The sequence below is a fragment of the Microbispora sp. NPDC049125 genome (assembly GCF_040802045.1).
GTDB lineage: Bacteria > Actinomycetota > Actinomycetes > Streptosporangiales > Streptosporangiaceae > Microbispora.
The window spans coordinates 20,512-40,486 of sequence record NZ_JBEZDW010000030.1; the positions used below are offsets into that span (position 1 = coordinate 20,512).

Genomic DNA, 19,975 nt, shown 5'->3' on the forward strand with positions numbered 1-19,975 from the left:
TGAACGGTGGACGGCTGTGTCTTCCGCTCGGGTGATCCCACTCACCAGGTGACGGGGATTTCGTCGAACCCGCCGGTGATCCGGTGCTCCTGCCAGCGCAGCGACTCCTCGGGCACCGCGAGCCGCAGGTCGGGCAGTCTGCGGAACAGCCGCTCGAACGCCGCGGTCAGCTCGATCCGGGCCAGCGTGCGGCCGATGCAGTGCCGGATGCCGTGCCCGAACGCCAGGTGCGACTTGGGCCTGTCCCGGGTCAGGTCGAGCACGTCGCTGTCGGGGAACGCCCGGCCGTCGACGTTGGCCGCGCCGATGGCCAGCATCACCGCGTCACCGGTCCGGATCACCGTCTCGCCGACGGTGATGTCGCTGTGCGCGTAGCGGGGTATCAGCGCGTTGGATCCCTTGCCCCCGACGGCCAGGCGCAGGATCTCCTCGACCGCGGCCGGCGCGAGCTCGGGCTTGTCGGCGAGCAGGGCACGCTGGGCCGGATTGCGCAGCAGCAGCAGGGTGCCCAGGTCGAGGCGCACGATGGTGGTCTCGTAGCCGAACAACAGCACGGCGCACCCCAGCTGGGCGATGTACGCGTCGGACAGCGCGCCGTCCTTCTCGGCGATGAGCTCGGACAGGATGTCGTCGCCCGGCTCGGTTCGCTTGCGCGCCACCAGTTCCGTTATGTAGTCGACGACCAGCTGGAAGGTGTTCGCCGAGTGCTGGTCGTCGCTCTGGTCGAACGTGCCTCTGGCCCACTGCCCGAACCGCTCCCGGTCCTCCAGCGGCACGCCGAGCAGATCGCAGACCACCATGGTCGGCAACGGAAACGACAGCGCCCGGTGCAGGTCGGCCGGCGGAGTGCTGGCGGCCAACTGGTCGAGCAACTCGTCCACGTGGCGTTCGATCCGGGTCTTCATCAGGCGCATCCGGCGCGTGGAGAACCGGGGCACGAGCAGCGCGCGCATCTGCGCGTGCTTGGTGGCCTCGGTGTCGTAGTCGTCCCCGAACATCAGCGCGGTCATGATGGCCCTGGCTGTGTTCTTGGCCGAATGCCCCGGTCTGGGATTGCTGAGACCGAGCCGGCGGTCGGCGAGGAGTGTCTTCACCTCGTCGTAGCGGGTGACCAGCCAGGCGTCTTCACCCGGCGTCCCCACCCTGACGATCGGCCCCTCCCGCTGCAATTCGCGCATCTGGGGCGCGACGCCGAGTATGGCCGGGTTATCGAACGGTAACCGCGGAAGTTCCTTCATGGTGTCATGTTCACATGGCCGGACTTTTTGTGTCAATAAGTCCGAGTCAAGGATTTTACCGGTCGAGTCAATGCAGGTCAACTGTCAACGAACCAATGGTCGCCGGGTGGAACACGAAAAGCGGCTCGCTGGATATCCGTTCAAGACCTTTATTGCCCGCGGGCTGTCCCAGGTGCCGACGTTCTCAAGGGTGGAATCCGCATCCGCGGGCCGCCGGTCCCGCCGGCATCCACTCTGCCGTGGCTCTGACCAGGCCATATGATTCTCGATCATGTTATTCGGAAGAGGTGGACCAGGCATGCTCCAGATATCGGCCTGATTGAGTCTCTTGTGCGGCAAGAGATATGGGTATCACGCTCGGCGTTACGATGACAAGTCCTGACTGCCGATGTCAGGATCCGGACCACCCTTAACCCGAGTAATTGAACGGGTCCTTATCGGGATGCGCAGGATGACCGCGCGGAACCGTCTCTGTGAGCGTTTTCCGCCCACGTCGCGAGCACATGTCCGGCGGATCACCGGCACGTTTCCGGAGAATGATGGCGCCTGGCGGCGAAATGAGAACCGCGTGCGGCGGATCATTCAGAGCGCGAGAACCCGGGAGCGGCCCGCGCGGCCTCTCCGGTCCGCCCAGGGGCGATCCGGTGTCCGCCGGGTCGCGGAACGGATGCCTCCCGTCCGCGACCCGGCGGGGGAGCACTAGAGCCTCTCGCCGACCATCAGCGCGAGGTCGACGAGGCGGTTGGAGTATCCCCATTCGTTGTCGTACCAGCCGACCACCTTCACCTGCGGGCCGACGACGCGGGTGAGATCGGCGTCGAAGACGCACGAGGCGGGGTCGCCGACGATGTCGGTGCTGACGATGGGCTCGTCCATGTAGGACAGCAGCCCCTTGTACGTGCCGGCCGCGGCGTGCGCGTACGCGTCCTTGATCTCCTGCACCGACGTGGGGCGGGTGGTCGTGACGGTGAGATCGGTGACCGAGCCGGTCGGGACGGGCACCCGCATCGCGAAGGCGTCGAGGCGGCCCTGGAGTTCGGGCAGGACCAGGCCGATGGCCTTCGCGGCCCCGCTGGAGGTGGGCGTGATGTTGAGCGCGGCGGCGCGGGCGCGGCGCAGGTCGCTGTGCGGACCGTCCTGCAGGTTCTGGTCCTGGGTGTAGGCGTGGACGGTCGTCATCATGCCGTACTCGATGCCCACGGCCTCGTGCAGCACCTTCGCCAGGATGCCGAGGCAGTTGGTGGTGCATGACGCGTTGGAAATGATCGTGTGACGTTCCGGGTCGTACGCGTCCTGGTTCACGCCCAGCACGACCGTCACGTCCTCGCCGCTGGCCGGCGCGGCGATGATGACCTTCTTGGCGCCGCCGTCCACATGGGCGCGGGCCTTGTCGGCCTTGGTGAAGATGCCGGTGGACTCGATGACGACGTCCACCCCCAGGTCCCCCCAGGGAAGCTTGGCGGGGTCCCGCTCGGCCAGGACGGCGAATGACGCCTTCCCCGCCCGGATCGTCCCGGGCTCGGAGGCGACCTCGCCGGGGAAGCGCCCCAGGATGGAGTCGTAGGCCAGCAGGTGGGCCATGGTCCTCACGTCGCCGAGGTCGTTGACCGCGACTATCTCCAGGTCAGCGCCTTGAGCGATCGCTGCGCGGAAGAAGTTGCGGCCGATCCGCCCGAAGCCGTTGATGCCGACGCGAACTGTCATGGTTCCTCTCGTTGCTCCGACGTGAAGCACGTGCTCTCCGCACGCAACCGATCACGGCGAGCCCGCGCATTAGCATAAGCAGCTTACATAATTCTGCTATATAGTGCGGCATGGACACGGACGACCTCGACGTGGGCGCGTTCACCGCGGCGATCGAGAACTTCAACCGCTTCTACATCCGGCTGCCCGCGGTGGAGAAGCTGTCTTTCACCACGCTGTCGGTGCTGCACACCCTCGCGTACGGCGACGGCCCGATGCGGCTGACCGAGCTGGCCAGGAACGAGCAGATCAGTCAGCCCGGCATCACCCAGCTGGTCACCCGGCTGGAGCGCGACGGGCTGCTGGAGCGCCGGCCCGACCCGACCGACGGACGAGCGGTCCTGGTCCATATCACCGAGGCCGGGCGCCGGATCATGCGCGCCCGCCGCGACGACCGGACGCGCCGCATCTCCCCGCTCGTCGCCCGGCTCGCCCCCGATCAGAGACGGGCGCTCGCCGCCGCGCTGCCCGCCCTGAGCCGGCTCGCGGAGCTGGCGGGCAGCGAAGCCCCGTCCGATATGACTGGATATCTTGACCGGTGACAAATGTGCGGTAAAGATAATCGACGGTGAGAGGAGTGATCGCGCGCCCACGAGCCAAGGGGAGTCAGGCGTGAATGGATCCACGGCATGTCCGACCACTTACGATCGGCTCTTCATCGGAGGGCGCTGGGTCGCCGCGGAGACGGACGCCACCGTGCCGGTGGTCAACCCCCACACCGAGCAGCCGATCGGTGTCATCCCGGATGCCTCGGCCGAGGACGTGGACCGCGCCGTCGCCGCGGCGCGGACCAGCTTCGAGCAGGGACACTGGCGGCGGTCGGCCCCGGCGGAACGCGCGCCTTTCTTCACGGCGCTCGCGGAGGCCTTCAAGGAGCACAGCGCGGCGATCGCCGAGATCACGACGCTGGAGATGGGCTGCCCGATCAGTCAGTCGATGATGATCAACGGTGCGCTGCCCCAGATGCAGCTGGACTACTACGCGGCGATGGCCGGGGAGCTCGACCTGGAGGAGCGCCGGGTCGGCCCCCTCGGGACCACCATCGTGCGGCGCGAGCCGGCGGGCGTCGTAGGCGCGATCGTCCCGTGGAATGGTCCCATCTACCTCGCGTTGAACAAGGTGCTCCCCGCCCTGATAGCGGGCTGCTCCGTGGTGCTCAAGCCCGCCCCGGAAGCCTCGCTCGGCCTGCTGCGCCTGGCCGAGATCATCCAGAGCGCCGGTCTGCCGGACGGAGTGCTGAACGTCGTCACCGCCGGCCGGGAGGCGGGAGAGCACCTCGTCACGCACCCGGGCGTCGACCGCGTCAGCTTCACCGGATCGTCGGCGGCGGGGCGTCGCGTCGCCGCGTTGTGCGGGGAGCGGCTCAAGCGAGTGGGCCTGGAGCTGGGCGGCAAGTCGGCTGCCATCGTCCTCGACGACGCCGACCTGTCTTCGACGGTCGAGGGCCTGTTGCCCGCGTGCCTGGCCAACAGCGGCCAGATCTGCGCGGCGCAGACACGCATCCTGGTCTCCGAGCGCCGCCACGACGAGGTCGTCGACGCCCTGGCCGGGGCGGTCGGATCGATGAAGGTGGGAGATCCCGCCGACCCGGCCACGGATGTCGGTCCGCTGGCCAGCTCGCGTCAGAGGGACCGCGTCGAAGGCTACATCGCCCTGGGCCGGGACCACGGCGCCACGACGGTGCTCGGCGGTGGCCGCCCGGCCGGTCTCCCGGCCGGCTGGTACGTCGAGCCGACGATCTTCACGGGTGTCACCAACGACATGCGGATCGCGCGCGAGGAGATATTCGGCCCGGTGCTGGCCGTCATCCGCTACCGCGACGAGGCCGAGGCCGTCGCCATCGCCGACGACAGCGAGTTCGGCCTGGCGGGGTCGGTGTGGACCGCGGACGTCGACCGCGGCCTGGAGGTGGCGCGGTCTGTCCGAGTCGGCAGCTACGGCGTCAACACCTACACCTCCGACGTCAACGTTCCGTTCGGCGGTTCGAAGGCGAGCGGCATCGGCCGTGAGGGCGGTCCTGAGGGCATCGAGGAGTACTTCGAGCCCAAGTCGATCAAGCTGCCCTACTAGCCGGCGTCGGAGGCGCTGGGAGGCCAGATACCGACGTGCAGGAGCCTGTGCGCGTAGGAATACGCCACGAGCTGGCTGCGGTTGCTGCAGGCGAACCGGTCGAGGAGCTTGCTTATCCGCTCCGCCACGGTGTGTCTGCTGAGGTGCATCTCCCGGGCGATTCTCGTTGTCGTGTACCCCCTGGCCAGCATGACGATCAACCAGGTGTCGCGATCGGTTATCAGGCCATCGGAGAAAAGATCCATAAGAAGTCCCAGGTCGGATCGCTTGACTTGGGGTACCCCTGGCGGGAGCGCCTCTGTGGCCACCCTAGAAGGGCGCGCTTAAGCACCGGTATGGCGTGACCATGCGGCCGGTTACGGGCGGGGGCCCTGCCCGCGGCCGGCCAGGGACGACGCGAGCTTCAGCCAGTTCTCAAGGGTGGCCGTGGCGGCGCCGCCGTCGACGGCATGGCGCGCCTCCTCCAGACCGGCCGCGAAGGCGTCATGGAGGCCTCCGCCGAGACCGCGGTGGACGGCGAGTGCCCCGGCCGCGTTGGCGAGGACGGCGTCACGGGCGGCGCCCGGCTCGCCGGCCAGGACCCGGTGGACGACCGACGCGTTGCAGGCGGCGTCACCGCCGCGGAGCGCGTCCGGCGCGCTGCGCGCGAGTCCGAACGCGGCGGCGTCCAGCGTCTCCCGCCTTACGCCGCCGCCGGCGGCCATCCAGACGTCCGTGGGCGCGGCGGTGGTGATCTCGTCGAGGCCGTCCTGCCCGCAGACGACCAGGGCGCGGGTGCCCCGTTCGGCGAGCACACTCGCCAGGACCGGGGCCAGGGCGGAGTTGGAGCAGCCGACAAGGGCTGTGCCGGGACTGGCGGGATTGGTCAGCGGCGCCAGGTAGTTGATCGCGGTGGGGACGCCGAGCGCCTTGCGCACCGGTCCGGCGTGACGCAGCCCGTTGTGGAAAAGCGGGGCGAAGGTGAAGCAGATGCCGGCTTCGCGCAGGCAACGGGCGATGTCGCCGGGTGCGAGGTCGAGTGGCAGGCCCAGGGCTTCGAGGACGTCGGCGGAACCGGCCTTGCTGGACGCCGATCGCCCGCCGTGCTTGACGACGGGGGCGCCGGCGGCGGCGGCGACGATCGCCGCCATGGTGCTCACGTTCACGGTGTGGGCGCCGTCGCCTCCGGTGCCGACGATGTCGACGACGTCCGCGCCGTCGACGGGGAGGGGGACGACCCGTTCCATGAGGGCGTCGAGCATTCCGCGGAGCTCCGCGACGCTCTCACCCTTGGCGCGCAGGGCGACCAGGAACCCGGCGAGCTGGGCGGGCCCGGCCGCGTCGTCCATGACCTGCCGCATGGCCCATCGGGTGTCGCCCGCGTCGAGGTCATGCCCGCGCAGGAGCGCTGCGAGCAGGTGCGGCCAGGAGCGGGCGGGCTCGGTCACTGGAGTCCTCTCGATGCGTCGCGACGGGCCGGGTGGTGTCCCCGAGCCTAGCGACCGGCGCCGGCTCCACGGGCCCGAGACGACCGCCGACGCCGGAACTCGCACCCGGCCGGGGGATCAGCGTGACCGGGGCGAGGACGCGATGCCCGCGTCCGGCTGACGGAACCGCCTGCCCTGCAGGATCTCCTCGTACAGTTTCCTGAGCACGGGGCTGGGGTCGATGCCGAGTTCGGCCGCGAGGTGCCGGCGTACGGTCTCGAACTGCGAGAGCGCCTCGGGGGCGCGCCCGCAACCGGCGAGAGCGGTCATCCTGGCCGCCACGAGCCGCTCGCGCGCCGGGAAGAAGGGCACCAGGTCGTCGAGCCCGTTGAGGACCTCCACGTGCCCGTCCCTGTCGATCTCGAGCTCGGCCCAGTCCTCGTTGATGGTGAGGAACAGCTCGGTGATCCTCCCCACCGCCTCATCGATCAGAGGGACGCCGGAGAACTCCGGGAGCGGCCGGCCGCGCCACAGGCGGATGGCGTCGCCGAGCAAGGTCAGCGCCGCGTCGGCCTCGCCCCTGCGCCGCATGTCGCGGCCGGCGGCGGCCAGATGCCGGAACCTGAGGAGGTCGAGCTCGTCCGGCCCGGCGTCGAGACGGTATCCCCAGCCCTGGTAGCTGATCCGATCACCGATCTTCCTGCGCAACGCCGAGACGTAGACCTGGAGGTTCTTGCGCGCCGTGGGAGGTGGCCGTTCGCCCCACAGGGAATCGATCAGCTGGTCCGTCGGGACCACCTGGTTGGGGCTGGAGAGCAGGATGGCGGCCAGGAGCCGGGCCTTCCTCGCGCTGATCCCCACGGGCGTGCCGTCCACCCGGATCTCCAGCGCTCCCAGCACGCGGGCGTCCATGCTCGGCGTCCTGTCCTGCGCCTGTCCCGTCCCGTCGGTGCCCAGCACGAGGAACCCGGCCAGGTCGATCGTGGACGCCCCCTCCTGGGCCGCCTGGCGGTGAAGCCCTCGCACCATGGAAAGCGCGGCGATGGACACGTCGTCGACTCCGGCCTTCGATTCGAACCACCGCCAGTCGCCGTCGGGGTTGACCTCCAGGAAGACCGGTCCGTCCCCGGTCAGCAGGAAGTCGAAGGCGCCGTAGCGCAGGCCCCAGAGCCCGGCGAGCCTGTGCGCCGCCACGGCCACGCACTCGGGGGCCGCCATCGGGGAGACCGTGACCGAGGCCGCGTCGCGCCAGATCGCCTCCGGCGTGTGCTTGCCGACGCGGAACGCCCGGATCTCGCCGTCCACGAAGTAGACGCGAAGCTCCGCCCAGTGGTCGACGTACTCCTGGACGATCATCGGCACGTCTCGTACGGCCAGGCTCGCGGCGGCGGCGGCGTCCACGATCTCCGGGAAGATTCCCTCCATGGTGCCCGGCTCGGTCTCGACGAAGTGCCGGTTGAGTGCCTTGACGATGATCCGGTCACACCCCAGGGCGGCGCTCGCCGCCCCCGGGTCGGTCGTGACGATCGTCCGTGGGGTGCGGATCCCCGCCCGCGCGGCGCCGTCCAGCTGGACGAGCCGCCCCGGATCGGCGCCGCCGGGCAGCCGTACGGCGGACAGCGCCGACACCTGGTCGACCAGCGCGCACCACGAGTCGGCCCGGAACAGCGACAGCGCCGAGCCGTTCCCCCCGGGGATGGCCCGCGGCGAGAAGTGCCGCACCCAGGTGACGGTGGGCAGGACGCGGCGCCCGTCGACCGTCAGCGTGCCGTCCTCGTGCCGCCTGACGACCCGCAGGTCGGCGATCGATCCGGCGTTGATCCGCAGGCTCGGCACGCCGAGTGTCCGCAGCCCCCGCTGGAGCACGGCGAACTCGCCGAGCCCGGCGCGGTCCGCGAGGACCACGCAGGGCAGGGTGGCCGAGGGGTCCACCTCCTCCGGGAGGTGCCATGTCACGCCGGGCCGGCCGGCCGGCATTCGCAGGGTGTAAGGAGCACTTCCGGGTCGCTGCTTGGAGTTCACTCGGTTCCCACCGCCTCGGGCCTCTCAACGGGACTTGAGCATCGAGGGCGGCGGCTCAGCTTCGATCCACGCGCGCACCGCTCGTCAGGGGCATGGGGGCGTCGATCAGCCGGTCGCGCCGGCCGCTGATGGTGAACTCGTCCATGCGCCGATGGTCAGCGGACCGGCGGGGCCGCACAATCGCCTCTCTGTCGTTCGGCAGATGGATCGCGCCCCGAATCCCCGTACGAGCGGTATCGGTAGCCCACGTTCGTGGGGTTGTGTCACCTCCGTATCCCAGAGCGATACTCGACCTGCGAAGCGGGGGGACGGACGCAGCGGAAGCCTGAGTGAGGGGTGGTGCCGTGTCGGGCGACGTGGTGACGGCCGAGGGGCTGACCAAACGCTACCGGCGTAGCGACAGGCCGGCCGTGGACGACGTCTCGTTCGAGATCGCGCGGGGGGAGACCATCGGGCTGCTGGGCCCCAACGGCGCCGGGAAGACGACTCTGATCAAGATGATCTGCGGAGTCACCACCCCCACCTCCGGCCGGATCCGGGTCTTCGACGCGGACCCGGTGCGCCAGCCGGTCGAGGCCAAGAGCGGTATCGGGGCGATGCACCAGAGCGGCCCGTTCGACATGATGCTGCCGGCGCTCGACAACCTGCGGATCGCCGCCCGCTTCCGCGGCCTGAGATGGCGCGACGTCCAGCCGTGGGCGTTCGAGGTGGCGGAGATCCTCGGCCTGGCCGACGCCATGCAGCGATTGTGCTTCCAGATGTCGGGCGGCCAGCGGCAGCGGCTGCAGCTGGTGCGGGCGCTGCTCACCATCCCGCGGCTGCTCATCCTCGACGAGCCCTCCGCGGGGCTGGACGTGGCGGGGCGGCGCCAGGTCGAGCGCTTCGTGACCTGGCTGCGCGAGGAGCACGCGGTGACCATCCTGTGGACCAGCCACCACATCGACGAGCTCGAACGCAACAGCCAGCGCGTGCTGGTCATCGACCATGGGCGTGTGCTGCGTTTCGCCAAGCCGCGCGAGCTCGTCGAGGAGTTCGGCAGCACCCACATGCTGGTGACCGTCGAGGATGCCGGGGCGAGCCGCGCCGTGGCGGCCTGGGCGGACGCGGCCGGGCTGACGGCCACGGCCACGGACTCCGAGGTGCGCATCCACGGCGCGAAGGCACGGGAGGTGCTGCCCGAGCTGTCGCGGCACTGCCAGGACCACGGAGTCGAGATCACCGGATTCTCGACCGCGGCGGACTCGCTGGAGCAGGTGTTCCTCCGGATGACCGAGAAGCAGGGGTGACGATGGCCGACAAGCTGCGGTTCGCCACCGCTCCTCCCACCGGGACCCCGAAGGCGGCCGACCTGTCCGCGGTGCTCTACCGCGAGTACGCGCTGCTCGCCCGCAACCGGGTGTACCTGATCCTCGGCCTGACGCCGATGGTGGTGTACCTGCTGCTGGTGAACACCTCGCTCAGCAACCTCGTCAGGGTCGTCGACTACAAGGGCGTCCAGGTGCCGTTCGCGGTCTTCCTCCTCCCCATGACGCTGGCGATGTCGGTCGTCAGCGCCGCGGGGACGTCCGGCATGGCGCTGTTCCAGGAGGAGCTGAGCGGGGTCGCCACGCAGCTGTGGTCCTACCCGCTGCGCAGGTCGCGGTTCCTGCTCGGCAAGATGATCGCCGGAGTGTCGCTGGTGCTGGGGCAGAGCCTTCTCGGCCTCATCGCGGCGGTGCTCATCTTCGACCTGCCGTTCGACCTGGAAGGCTGGCTCGGCCTGCTGACGGCGCTCGCGCTGGCCGCCCTCGCCTTCAACGGGCTCTACCTCGCGCTGGCGATCACGATCACCGACTACCAGGCCTTCATGGTGCTGTCGAACGTGTCGATGCCCGTTCTCGTCTTCAGCGCCCCGTCGCTCTACACCGTCGGGAGCATGCCCACGGTCCTGCAGTGGGTGTCGAAGATCAACCCGCTGACGTACGCGATCAACGGGATGCGCGACGCCGCGATCTTCGGGTTCGCCGACGCGTGGGGGAGCATGCTCGTGCTCGTCGTCATGGCGGCCGTCGGCTACACCGTGGGCGGACGCGGCCTGTTCAAGCGCGCTCGCAACATCTGATCCCGTACAAGGGCACCCGTACAAGGGCAAGGGACGATGCGGACTGACAACTGCCTCTCGTGGCTCCTCTCGAAATCCGACCGGTCCAAGGTCCGGCTGCCGGGCACGGACCGGGCCCACGACCCGGCGGCCACGCTGGAGATGGCCGGCCGTGCGGCTCGGAAGGTCGGGATCACCAGGGTCGCCGACATCACCAGGCTCGACACCATCGGAATCCCGACGTTCCAGGCGATCAGGCCGACGTCCAGGACCCTGGCCGTGTCCCAGGGCAAGGGAATCACATCCGAGCTGGCGAAGCTGTCGGCGACGATGGAGTCCGTCGAGCTCTGGCACGCGGAGCAGCCGATGTCGCCGGCCACGACGGCGCCTCCTCGCGAAGTCGCCGGGCATCTCGGCTACGACATACGCGACATCCCCCTGTCCACGCCGACCGTGCTGCATGACGGGCTGCCGCTGGACTGGGTCGCCGCCAGGTCGCTGGCCGACGGCTCGGAGACGCTCGTCCCCAAGGACACGGTGGCGTTCTCGCTCATACGGAGGACGGGCTGGAACCCGCCGGTCTTCTTCGAGTCGACGAACGGCCTGGCCAGCGGCAACACGCTGGTGGAGGGCGTCTTGCACGCGTTGTACGAGGTGATCGAGAGGGATGCCGTGACAGCGGCGATCACTACCGGCGACCGGGGCGTACGTGTCGACCCGGGGACGTCGGGATCGCCGGTCGTCGGCGAGCTGTGCGAGCTGATGGAGCGGGCCCGCGTCCGTCTGGAGGTCAGGTCCCTGAGGTCGCCCACGGAGCTGCCGTGCTTCCTGGCCCGGATCACGTGCGACGACTACCCTCCGCCGTTCATGGGCTACGGCTGCCATCTCAGCGCCGAGATAGCGCTCACCCGCGCCATCACCGAGGCCGCCCAGTCCAGGCTGGCCTACATCTCGGGCGCCAGGGACGACCTGCGGCCGGACGTCCACAAGGACGCGGACGCGAAGCGGCCGACCGTGCCGGCGACGGGGACCGGCGAGACGATCCAGCGGCAGCCGGCTCACGAGAGCCTGGCCGACGACCTGGAGGACGTGGTCAAGCGGGCCGCGGTCGCGTTCTCCCACGCGCCTCTCGTCGTCGATCTGACCCGGGACGACATCGCGGTCCCGGTCGTCAGAGTGGTGGCGCCGGGAAGCCGCGTCCGCGCGGAGGTGTTCTAGTGAGCTCCCAGAAGACGGTCGTCTACGCCGGGCCGACGATCTCCCCCGGCGAGGTCCTCGGCGTGGTCCCGGAGGCGAAGGTGCGGCCGCCGGCGGCCCGCGGCGATCTCCTCAGGGAGAGGTGGAGCCGGGGCGACACCGCCGTCATCATCGACGGCTACTACCGCGAGCGGCTGTCCGTGGGCCACAAGGAGATCCTCTGGCTGCTCGACGAGGGCGTGAACGTCATCGGCGCGGCGAGCATGGGCGCGCTGCGCGCGGCGGAGCTGAGCCCGTACGGCATGAGCGGGGTCGGGTCGGTCTTCCGCATGTACGCGACCGGCGAGGTCGACGGGGACGACGAGGTGGCGGTGCTGCACGGGCCCGCCGACAGGGGATACCCCGCGAGCACGGTGGCGATGGTCAACATCCGCTACGGCTGCCGGGAGGGGGCGAAGACGGATCTCGTCCCGGCGGCGGCCGGTGAGCGGATCGTCGAGGCGGCGAAGGCCAGGCCCTTCACCCACCGGACGTGGGACGAGCTGGAAGGGGAGCTCGGCGAGGACGACCGCGACGCTCTGGGAACGCTCAAGCGGATGATCGGGACCGGGGAGTGGGACCTGAAGCGGCTCGACGCGATGTCGGCGCTCAGGGCCGTCGGCGGCCGCCGGGCCGAGGCGTCCAAGGCGTGGGCGGCCGACGTGGCCCTGACGGGGATCACCCACTACGAGGCGCTGAGATGGCGGTCGGCCCGCGAGTACGCCCCGGGCAGGTGGATGTCGGATCTCGACGTCCTGGACGCGGGCCGGCTCTTCGGAGACGACTATCCCCGGTTGCACGAGGAGGTCCTGACCGGCCTGCTTGAGGAGTTCGCCTCCGCGCAGGGCCTGGGGCTGGACGCGTACGTGTGCGCCAGGCTCGGGGCCGGCCACCGGTCCGCCCTGCCGCCCGCCCTCGCGTCGTGGCTCACCGAGACGGAGCGGGCCACGTCGTCCGTCGCCGGGCAGCTCAGAACGGTCATGGTCAGGGTGTGGCCGGTGTGGCAGTCGGCCGACTGGAGGCCGGCCGTAATCGAGCGGATCAGGGAGTCGAGCCACTGGCACGAGTGGTCGGACATCGTCGCGCGCGCCGGCGAGGCCGCGGAACGGGCCCGCGGCCGGGTGATCGTCCCTCCGCCGGAGATACGCGGAAGGCTCTTCCTGCGCCATTGGCGGGGAGCCTCGGCGGAGGTCGAGATGGCCAGGCGGGGGTTCTTCGGCACGGAGGATCTGGGCGGCGCCGTCACGAGGTTCTTCGCACTGGACGTCGAGAACTCCCGCGCTTCCCGGAGGCCCTGAGATCGTGTGCGGCCGGCCGGCAGGGCTCTCATGAGGAGGTGGTGATGAGCGCGACCACGCTCAGCCAGTCGTTCGACCCCACCGACCCGCGGCATCGCCGCGACCCGCATCCGCTCTTCCACCGGATGCGCGAGCGGGCGCCGGTCCACCGCCACGTGGACCCGGGGACCGGCCGCGCGTTCTGGTACCTGACCCGGTACGCGGACGTGCACCGGGCGCTTCTCGACCCGGACATCGGACGGCAACTCGACCGGCTGCCCGTCGAGCTCGCCGCGCTCCACCGCCGCTGGGACCGCGACCCGCTGGCGATGGTGAGGCGGAACATGTTCAACCTCGACCCCCCCGACCACACCCGGCTGCGGCTGCTGATGGCGCCCGCGTTCGGCGTCAAGGCGGTGGCGGCGCTCGAGCGGCGCATCGACCAGGTCGCCGGCGAGCTGGTCGACGACATGGCGGCCGCCGGAGGCGAGGCCGACCTGATCGAGGCACTGGCGCTGCCGCTCCCTATCCTGATCGTCGCCGAGCTGGTCGGCTTCCCGGCCGGTGACCGGGCCCGGCTCCGCCGGTGGAGCGACGACATGCTGCGCAGCCGGGACGCGGTCCGGGTGCGCCGCGCCGGGATGGAGTTCGTCGCGTACGTCGAGGAGAAGATCGATGAGCGGCGGGCCCGCCCGGGGAAGGACCTGCTGTCGCGGCTCGTCCAGGCGGAGGAGACCGGCGAGGCGATCAGCCACGCCGAGCTGATATCCAGCGTGTTCCAGCTGCTGCTCGCGGGAGACGAGACGACGGTCAACCTCATCGGCAACGGAGTGCTGGAGCTGCTCCGCCACCCCGGCGAGCTGGAGCGGCTGCGCGCGCGGCCGCAGATGATCGGCTCGATGGTCGAGGAGGCGCTGCGGTACAACGGCCCGGTCGGGCACTCCCGGATGCTGTACGCGATGACCGATGTGGAGATCGGGGGGTCGGTGATCCCCAGGGGCGACATCGTCGTGCCCGTGCTGCTGGCGGCCAACCGCGACCCGGCGGTGTTCCCCATGCCGGACGTCTTCGACATCGGCCGCAGCCCGAACCGGCACCTGGGCTTCGGCCACGGCATCCACTTCTGTCTCGGCGCGGCGCTGGCACGGCTGCAGGCCAGGGCCGCCATCGGCGCGCTGGTGCGCCGCTTTCCCGGCATGGCCCTGGCGGTCGATCCGGCGGACCTGCGGTGGACGCCGGACCTGTTCCTGCACGGTGTACGCAGCCTGCCTCTGCTGGTGGGGCCGTGCACCCCGGCGACGTCGAGAGGTTCCCGTACATGACCGATCATTCGACAAGCCGGTACGCGGACCTGTCCCGGATGGCGTTCGGCTTCGCCGGCTCACAGATCCTGTACGCCGCCGTCCGCCTGGGGGTGCCGGACGCCCTGGCCGCAGGCGCGATGCCGGTCGAGAAGCTGGCGCATTCGCTCGGGTGCGACCCCGGGGGGCTGAGCCGGCTGCTGCGGGCACTGGTCGTGCTGGGCGTGGCCGAGGAGGCGTCGCCCGGGCACGTCGCGCTGGCCGCGCTGGGCGAGCCGCTTCTCGCGGGCCATCCACGGTCGATGCGCTCCAGCGTGCTGCTGCTCGGCGACCCCGCGACGTGGCAGGCGTGGGGGGCGCTGACCCACGGAGCGCGGACCGGCGAGGCGGCGTTCGACCACGTGCACGGCCGGCCGCTCTTCGACCACCTCGCCTGCCATCCGGAGCTGTCCGGGATCTTCAACACGGCGATGCGCGAGGGCACCGGGTGGATCGCACCCGAGGTCCCCAAGGCGTACGACTTCACCGGCGCCCGCACCGTGGCCGACATCGGCGGCGGGAACGGCGCGCTGCTGGCCGCGATACTGGCGGCCGCGCCGGGCGTCCGCGGAATCCTGTTCGACACCGCCGAGGGAGTGGCGGGCGCCTCCGAGGTGCTCCGGCGGGCAGGGGTGTCGGATCGCTGTTCGATCGAACGCGGCGACTTCTTCGAGAGGGTGCCGGCCGCCGACCTGATGCTGGTGAAGGGCGTCCTGCATGACTGGGACGACCAGCGGTGCGCCGCCCTCTTGCGCAGATGCCGCGAATCGATCGCGGCCCACGGTCGTCTGCTGGTGCTGGAACCGGTCCTGCCCTCCAGGCTCGGCACGGCGGAGGCGGCCGGAGTCGTCATGAGCGACATCGCCATGCTCGTCTACACCGGCGGCAGGGAACGCGGCAGGGACGAGTTCCGGAGGCTGCTCGCGGCCGGCGGGTTCGGCCTGGCCGACGTCACGCCGCCGCTGGCGGGCTCGCCCATCCGGATCCTCGTCGCCGATCCGGTCTGAACGCGGCGCCGATACGTGGCGGGCGAATAAGTACCTCGCCATGTGACCGGGTGGCTTGAGTAAGGCGTGTGCTCTGGTGGTCCGGCGGGCGGACGCGCATAGTGTGCCGGTGGCGCAAACCTGCTCAATTCGGATGCACAGGTGACACAACGGGGCGAATTGTGCTCTACGGGTGAGCTGACGCCCGCCCTGCGAGTCGTCGTCGGCGAGCCGGACCGGGTGACGCGCGCCAAGCTCAGGGGCGTGCTGCACATGGGCAACGGCGTCTACGTGGTGGGGGAGGCCGGAGCCACGCAGCGGCTGGGCGATCTGGCCGTCCGGCATCGGCCGAGGGTGGCGGTGGTGAACGCGGCGCTGCGAGAGGCGGCGGGGGCCGAGTTCGCCCCCTTCGTCGCGGCGCTGACGAGGAACAGGACGCAGGTGCTGCTGGTCTCGGAGGCGCTGGACGAGGAGCTGCTGGGACGCGCCCTGCGCGAGGGGGTCGGCGGCTTCGTCCACCGGGAGTCGCTGTTCGAGGAGATCGTGCCCGCGATACGGCTGGTCGCCGCGGGGCACACGTTCATCTCCAGTTCGATGATCACGCGGCTCCGCGATCGCATAGCCGCCGTGATCCCCGCCGTCGACCATCAGCTCGCCGCGCTCACCCGGCGCGAGGCCGAGGTGCTGGCTCTGGTCGCGACCGGCCTGTCGAACGCCGGCATCGGTGAGAAGCTCGGCATCGGCACCGGGACGGTCCGTTCCCACCTGGCCCGCATCCTCACCAAGCTGCAGGCCGCGAACCGGGCGCACGCGGTCGGCATCGCGTACGAATCCGGCTACATCACGGGTGGATCTCACCGCCCGCGGGCACACGGGGAGGCCTGACCGGCGGGAGCGACCTGGAAAGCCGCCACCTGTGCAGCTCCGGGTGCTGCCCGACCGCCTCCTCCGCTGTGAGCAGGGGATCGGGCTTCCCCGACATCGCCAGGAACAGCGCCGATCTGTCCTTCCCGGCATCGGAGGAGACCAGCGTCTGGGCGCGGAACAGCTCGGCCGCGATCTCCGGGCTGCTCAGCGCCGCCCGGGCCAGCCGCGTCTGGATCAGGCGCTCCATCGCGGTCGCCTCCCGCCGCGGGCCCGCCTCAGGGCGGGCATGCCCGCCGTCCTGCTGGATCGCCATCCGCCATGACCGGTCCGCCTCCGCCGCCATGGCGGCCTGCAGCTCCGGGGTGGCGGACGGCTCGAACCCGCGCCGCGTCAGCTCCTCGTCCAGCCGTAGCGCGCCCAGCGCGGCGACCGACATCCCGTGGGAGTGGACGGGATTGACCGCGACGACCGCGTCACCGATCGCGAGGAAGCCCTCGGGCAGGCGCGCCCGTTCGAAGAACCGCCTCCTGTTCGACGTGTCCCGATACGGCCGGATGCCGCCGACGGGCGTGGCCGCCGCCATGAGGTCCGCCACGATGGGGTCGCGCAGGGAGCGCGCGAAGCACGTGAAGCCCCGCTCGTCGACCGGAGGCTCCCCGCCCCGGGTGCCGGTCAGCGTGACGACCCAGCGGCCGTCCTCGATCGGGAACAGTGTCGCCCCTTGACCCGGCTCCCCCTTCGCCGGACGCGGATGAAGCATGATCGCCGGAATCCCGGCGGCGAGGTCCTGAGGCGCCCGGTAGATCCGCGTGGCGTAGGCCAGCCCTGAGGCGACGGTCGTCTCCTCGACCTCCGGCGCTCCGATCCCGGCCAGCCATCGGGGCGCCTTCGACCTGCGTCCCGTCGCGTCGACGACCAGATCCGCCCGGATCGTCTCCGCCGGGCCGTCCTCGCGCGCGGCCAGGACTCCGGTGACCCGGGTCGCGTCCCCCGTCAGCCCCAGCGCCCGGGCGCCCTCCCACACCGAGACGGCGCCGCCGCCGAGCGCCCGCCGCCTCACCACCTGGTCCAGGAGTCCCCTGCTGCACGCGACGAGGTAGGCACCGGTGTCGAGGCGCCGGAACCACCCCTCCGAGGCGAGGATCAGCGCGTCCGCGGGCAGGCCCCGCCGATGCGCGCCTCGCGCGTAGAGCGCCTCCAGGATTCCGGGAAGCAGCGCCTGCAGCGCCCTCGCGCCGCCCGTCACGAGCGTGTGGTTGTGGTGCGACTGCGGCAGCCCCCGCCGGGGGCCGGGGCCGGACGGGTAGCGATCGCCCTCGATCAGGACGACGTCGTCCACGTGCTTGGCGAGCACGGCGGCGGCCAGCACCCCCGCGAAGCCCCCGCCCAGGACGACCGCCCTGGTCATGGACGGCCGGCCGGGTGGACCGGGCGTCCAGGGGACCGCGGCCGGCTCATGCCGGATGCTCTTCGATCAGGTCGCTTTCGATCATGGTGCCGATGAACGTCCGCACGTCCGCCTGGATGCGCCTGCTCACCGCGGCGTTGCTCCCGGCGAACTCACGCGACAGCTTCGCGACGATCGGCTCGCGTTCCCCGTCGCTCGCGACGAGCATCCAGATCCTGGAGCCCGTCGCGTTCAAGGTACGGAAGTCCCCGGTCTCCGTGTGGTACAGCGAGACGCCCTCCGCGGTCTCCTGCCATATCACGGCGTCGTTGATCCGCAGTGACACACTCCACCTCCGCTATACCGGCGTTATGGGAAGCAACTCGCCGACCCTGAGGGCGTCGGGCGAGGGGGGAACGTAGGTCTTCCAGTCGTCGAAGACGGGATGGATGCCGCCGTCCCGGACCATGCGAGGCGTCGTCATCTCGTCGTTCTTCATGGCGAGCTCGGCGGGGCTCACTCCGGCCTCCAGCCACAGCTGCGTCGCGATGCCGTGCCGCAGGATCCTGCACTGGTGGCGGCTGTTGCGCCGCAGGTCGCCGGACTCCGACATGTGGGCGGCGCGGCATCCTCCGCCGCAGGACGCCTTGATGTAGCACTTCGCGCAGTCGGCGTGGAAGTCGCCGCCGAACACCGAGCTGTTGCGCATCTCACGCAGGACCGGGCTGGCGAAGGTCTCCGCCAGCGACTGCCGCCGTACGTTGCCCGCGTAGTGGGGCCGTCCGGTGACGAGCTTGCACGGATAGACGTCGCCCAGCGAGTTGATGTAGATCTCGTTGCCGCCCATCCCGCAGTTGGCGCGCACCGAGCACGGCGTCATCGGCTTGGGCCCGTCCGGGCTCAGCTTGCCGGCGGCCGGGGACGTCCAGGCGATCTCCTGGATCCGCATGTGGTCCTCCCAGCCGAAGTCGTACTCGTCGGTCACCCCGCGGCCCAGCTTGTTGTGGTACATCAGGCGGATGCTGTGGACGTCGAGTCCTTCGATGAACGTCGCGAAATCCTCCAGCTCCTCGATGTTTTCCGACGTCACGATGTGGTTGATCTGCGGCACCACGCCGGCCTCGTTGAGCAGCTGCAGGGCGCGGTGGGTCTTGGCGAAGGAGCCGGCGCCCCGGGTGCGGTCGTGCGTCTCGGCCGTGCCGCCGTCGACGCTCACCGTGACGGAGTTGAACAGCTCGGCGAACCGCTGCGCCACCGCGGGCTTCCTGATCATCGTCGCGTTGGTGACGATGTTGCATTTCAGGCCACTGCGCCTGGCATGCTCCACTATTTGGAACAGGTCTTTTCTCAGCATCGGCTCGCCACCGGTGAAAATCAGCAGCCCGGCCCCGAAGTCGGCGATCTGCGAGACCAGATCAAGCGATTCGGCGGTGTTCAGCTCACCTGGCAGGCATTTCTCGGACGAGGCGTAGCAGTAAGGGCAACGCAGATTGCAGCCGTCGGTGATCGCATAGTACACCTGGTGTAGCGGCGGTTCCTTTATCTTGACCGCCGGACGTTTCCCGTTGTAATAGACGATCCAGCTGAGGATGAGTTTGGCGAGTGCCCGCTCGGTCTCATCGCTCTGTTCGAGCGGCGCGGGCTCCCCATTCGCCGGGGGGCGGGCCAGGGCTTCCAGGACGCCGAACTCACGCGAACTGAGGACGCACCTGCCGCCCACCTGTGGATTGACGACCAGGTAGTCGTCGTCGTGCACGAAGTAGGTGAGGTCCTCCGGCACGTCGAACAACGCGCGGTTTCCGGCCAGCTTCCCAGGCATCCGTTTCCCTTCACGCTCTCAGCGGCAGATGCGGCCCCGAGCTCCCGGCGGCCGGCGGCCGGGGCCGCACCTGCGAGCCGTTCGGACTAGTTCGCCTCTTTCCCGGACCCGGATCCGGACCAGGCGCCGCACATGCACGAAGCCGCGGCCTCGAGTTCGTGCGCCTCGACCTCGGGAGTGGCCCACTCCCCGGAGTGCGCCATCACCTCAGGCAGTACGGCGGGAAGCCGGGACTTGAGGGAGACGAGCAGGTCGGTCTCCTCACGGGTCAAGGTGGCGAACGCCTCCTCGACTTCCGGGGCGGTGGAGCTGCTCAGGACTCCGGCTTCACGCAGAGTTTCCCTCGGATCGAAGGCCATGCCTTCACCTCTCTATCTGGTGAGATGCGTTGCAGGTTGAGTATGAGCCGGTGATGAACAGGTGACACAACCCCACAAACGTGGGCTTACCAATGCCGGGAGCGCGATAACCACACGAATGTGGGTGCCTGGGTCTCTTGCGGTC

The 19,975-nt window shown here is 70.2% G+C and carries 18 protein-coding genes; 9 read left to right on the plus strand and 9 right to left on the minus strand.

All coding sequences use genetic code 11. From position 1 onward, the window contains the following. Positions 1-41 precede the first annotated feature (41 nt). Complete coding sequence (gene penM / locus AB0B72_RS28820; protein ID WP_367742220.1) at positions 42-1,238, minus strand: pentalenolactone synthase; 1,197 nt, start codon at positions 1,236-1,238, stop codon at positions 42-44. Between the two features lie 699 nt (positions 1,239-1,937). Continuing rightward, positions 1,938-2,942, minus strand: a complete 1,005-nt coding sequence (gene gap, locus AB0B72_RS28825; RefSeq protein WP_367742221.1) for a type I glyceraldehyde-3-phosphate dehydrogenase — start codon at positions 2,940-2,942, stop codon at positions 1,938-1,940. Positions 2,943-3,052: 110 nt separating this feature from the next. On the opposite strand from gap, the gene AB0B72_RS28830 reads away from it, so the two are divergent. Both AB0B72_RS28830 and AB0B72_RS28835 read left to right on the plus strand, forming a co-directional pair. Then, on the plus strand, positions 3,053-3,523 hold the full coding sequence (locus AB0B72_RS28830; RefSeq protein ID WP_367742222.1) for a MarR family winged helix-turn-helix transcriptional regulator: 471 nt from the start codon (positions 3,053-3,055) through the stop codon (positions 3,521-3,523). A gap of 70 nt (positions 3,524-3,593) precedes the next feature. Then, positions 3,594-5,051, plus strand: coding sequence for an aldehyde dehydrogenase (locus AB0B72_RS28835; protein ID WP_367742223.1), 1,458 nt, complete (start codon positions 3,594-3,596; stop codon positions 5,049-5,051). Here AB0B72_RS28835 and AB0B72_RS28840 read toward each other — a convergent pair. The 3 genes from AB0B72_RS28840 to AB0B72_RS28850 all read right to left on the minus strand — a co-directional run bounded on the left by AB0B72_RS28840 (position 5,048) and on the right by AB0B72_RS28850 (position 8,434). After that, positions 5,048-5,296, minus strand: coding sequence for a response regulator transcription factor (locus tag AB0B72_RS28840; RefSeq protein ID WP_367742224.1), 249 nt, complete (start codon positions 5,294-5,296; stop codon positions 5,048-5,050). The two genes, AB0B72_RS28835 and AB0B72_RS28840, sit on opposite strands and share 4 nt — an antisense overlap. A 111-nt stretch (positions 5,297-5,407) precedes the next feature. Further along, positions 5,408-6,478 carry an anthranilate phosphoribosyltransferase gene (gene trpD, locus AB0B72_RS28845; protein ID WP_367742225.1) on the minus strand — a complete coding sequence of 357 codons (1,071 nt, stop codon included), beginning with the start codon at positions 6,476-6,478 and terminating at the stop codon, positions 5,408-5,410. A gap of 117 nt (positions 6,479-6,595) precedes the next feature. Beyond that, complete coding sequence (locus AB0B72_RS28850; protein WP_367742226.1) at positions 6,596-8,434, minus strand: BTAD domain-containing putative transcriptional regulator; 1,839 nt, start codon at positions 8,432-8,434, stop codon at positions 6,596-6,598. Between the two features lie 389 nt (positions 8,435-8,823). Between AB0B72_RS28850 and AB0B72_RS28855 the strand changes: the two genes are divergently transcribed. The 7 genes from AB0B72_RS28855 (at position 8,824) to AB0B72_RS28885 (ending at position 16,283) form a co-directional block, all read left to right on the plus strand. Then, positions 8,824-9,765, plus strand: a complete 942-nt coding sequence (locus tag AB0B72_RS28855; protein WP_367742228.1) for an ATP-binding cassette domain-containing protein — start codon at positions 8,824-8,826, stop codon at positions 9,763-9,765. A 2-nt stretch (positions 9,766-9,767) separates the two neighbouring features. Beyond that, the gene (locus tag AB0B72_RS28860; RefSeq protein WP_367742322.1) at positions 9,768-10,580 is read left to right on the plus strand and encodes an ABC transporter permease; all 813 of its coding nucleotides are present in this window, start codon (positions 9,768-9,770) and stop codon (positions 10,578-10,580) included. A 36-nt stretch (positions 10,581-10,616) separates the two neighbouring features. Continuing rightward, complete coding sequence (locus AB0B72_RS28865) at positions 10,617-11,777, plus strand: YcaO-like family protein (protein ID WP_367742229.1); 1,161 nt, start codon at positions 10,617-10,619, stop codon at positions 11,775-11,777. Beyond that, on the plus strand, positions 11,777-13,093 hold the full coding sequence (locus tag AB0B72_RS28870) for a TfuA-like protein (RefSeq protein ID WP_367742230.1): 1,317 nt from the start codon (positions 11,777-11,779) through the stop codon (positions 13,091-13,093). Before AB0B72_RS28865 ends, AB0B72_RS28870 begins: the two co-directional genes overlap by 1 nt. A gap of 44 nt (positions 13,094-13,137) precedes the next feature. After that, on the plus strand, positions 13,138-14,394 hold the full coding sequence (locus AB0B72_RS28875; RefSeq protein ID WP_367742231.1) for a cytochrome P450: 1,257 nt from the start codon (positions 13,138-13,140) through the stop codon (positions 14,392-14,394). Continuing rightward, the gene (locus AB0B72_RS28880; RefSeq protein ID WP_367742232.1) at positions 14,391-15,419 is read left to right on the plus strand and encodes a methyltransferase; all 1,029 of its coding nucleotides are present in this window, start codon (positions 14,391-14,393) and stop codon (positions 15,417-15,419) included. The genes AB0B72_RS28875 and AB0B72_RS28880 overlap by 4 nt, the downstream gene beginning before the upstream one ends. Before the next feature lie 141 nt (positions 15,420-15,560). Continuing rightward, a complete protein-coding gene (locus tag AB0B72_RS28885; protein ID WP_367742233.1) occupies positions 15,561-16,283 on the plus strand; it encodes a LuxR C-terminal-related transcriptional regulator in 723 nt (240 codons plus the stop codon). Here the strand turns inward: AB0B72_RS28885 and AB0B72_RS28890 are convergent. From AB0B72_RS28890 to AB0B72_RS28905, 4 genes are all read right to left on the minus strand, one after another. Beyond that, positions 16,240-17,673, minus strand: coding sequence for an NAD(P)/FAD-dependent oxidoreductase (locus AB0B72_RS28890; protein ID WP_367742234.1), 1,434 nt, complete (start codon positions 17,671-17,673; stop codon positions 16,240-16,242). The genes AB0B72_RS28885 and AB0B72_RS28890 overlap by 44 nt on opposite strands. A gap of 46 nt (positions 17,674-17,719) precedes the next feature. Beyond that, the gene (locus AB0B72_RS28895; protein ID WP_367742235.1) at positions 17,720-17,998 is read right to left on the minus strand and encodes a PqqD family protein; all 279 of its coding nucleotides are present in this window, start codon (positions 17,996-17,998) and stop codon (positions 17,720-17,722) included. Between the two features lie 12 nt (positions 17,999-18,010). Then, positions 18,011-19,471, minus strand: a complete 1,461-nt coding sequence (stsB, locus tag AB0B72_RS28900; protein WP_367742236.1) for a StsB family radical SAM/SPASM domain sactipeptide maturase — start codon at positions 19,469-19,471, stop codon at positions 18,011-18,013. 86 nt (positions 19,472-19,557) lie between these two features. Continuing rightward, a complete protein-coding gene (locus tag AB0B72_RS28905) occupies positions 19,558-19,830 on the minus strand; it encodes a StsA-related sactipeptide RiPP (RefSeq protein WP_367742237.1) in 273 nt (90 codons plus the stop codon). Positions 19,831-19,975: the final 145 nt, after the last annotated feature.

What these genes read in the sequence shown, in the direction of transcription:
- AB0B72_RS28865 (WP_367742229.1), top strand. Translation starts at nt 10,617, where the DNA reads ATGCGGACTGACAACTGCCTCTCGTGGCTCCTCTCGAAATCCGACCGG.
- stsB (WP_367742236.1), bottom strand. Translation starts at nt 19,471, where the DNA reads ATGCCTGGGAAGCTGGCCGGAAACCGCGCGTTGTTCGACGTGCCGGAG.
- penM (WP_367742220.1), bottom strand. Translation starts at nt 1,238, where the DNA reads ATGAAGGAACTTCCGCGGTTACCGTTCGATAACCCGGCCATACTCGGC.
- AB0B72_RS28830 (WP_367742222.1), top strand. Translation starts at nt 3,053, where the DNA reads ATGGACACGGACGACCTCGACGTGGGCGCGTTCACCGCGGCGATCGAG.
- AB0B72_RS28875 (WP_367742231.1), top strand. Translation starts at nt 13,138, where the DNA reads ATGAGCGCGACCACGCTCAGCCAGTCGTTCGACCCCACCGACCCGCGG.
- gap (WP_367742221.1), bottom strand. Translation starts at nt 2,942, where the DNA reads ATGACAGTTCGCGTCGGCATCAACGGCTTCGGGCGGATCGGCCGCAAC.
- AB0B72_RS28890 (WP_367742234.1), bottom strand. Translation starts at nt 17,673, where the DNA reads ATGACCAGGGCGGTCGTCCTGGGCGGGGGCTTCGCGGGGGTGCTGGCC.
- AB0B72_RS28840 (WP_367742224.1), bottom strand. Translation starts at nt 5,296, where the DNA reads ATGGATCTTTTCTCCGATGGCCTGATAACCGATCGCGACACCTGGTTG.
- AB0B72_RS28850 (WP_367742226.1), bottom strand. Translation starts at nt 8,434, where the DNA reads ATGCCGGCCGGCCGGCCCGGCGTGACATGGCACCTCCCGGAGGAGGTG.
- AB0B72_RS28880 (WP_367742232.1), top strand. Translation starts at nt 14,391, where the DNA reads ATGACCGATCATTCGACAAGCCGGTACGCGGACCTGTCCCGGATGGCG.
- AB0B72_RS28860 (WP_367742322.1), top strand. Translation starts at nt 9,768, where the DNA reads ATGGCCGACAAGCTGCGGTTCGCCACCGCTCCTCCCACCGGGACCCCG.
- AB0B72_RS28905 (WP_367742237.1), bottom strand. Translation starts at nt 19,830, where the DNA reads ATGGCCTTCGATCCGAGGGAAACTCTGCGTGAAGCCGGAGTCCTGAGC.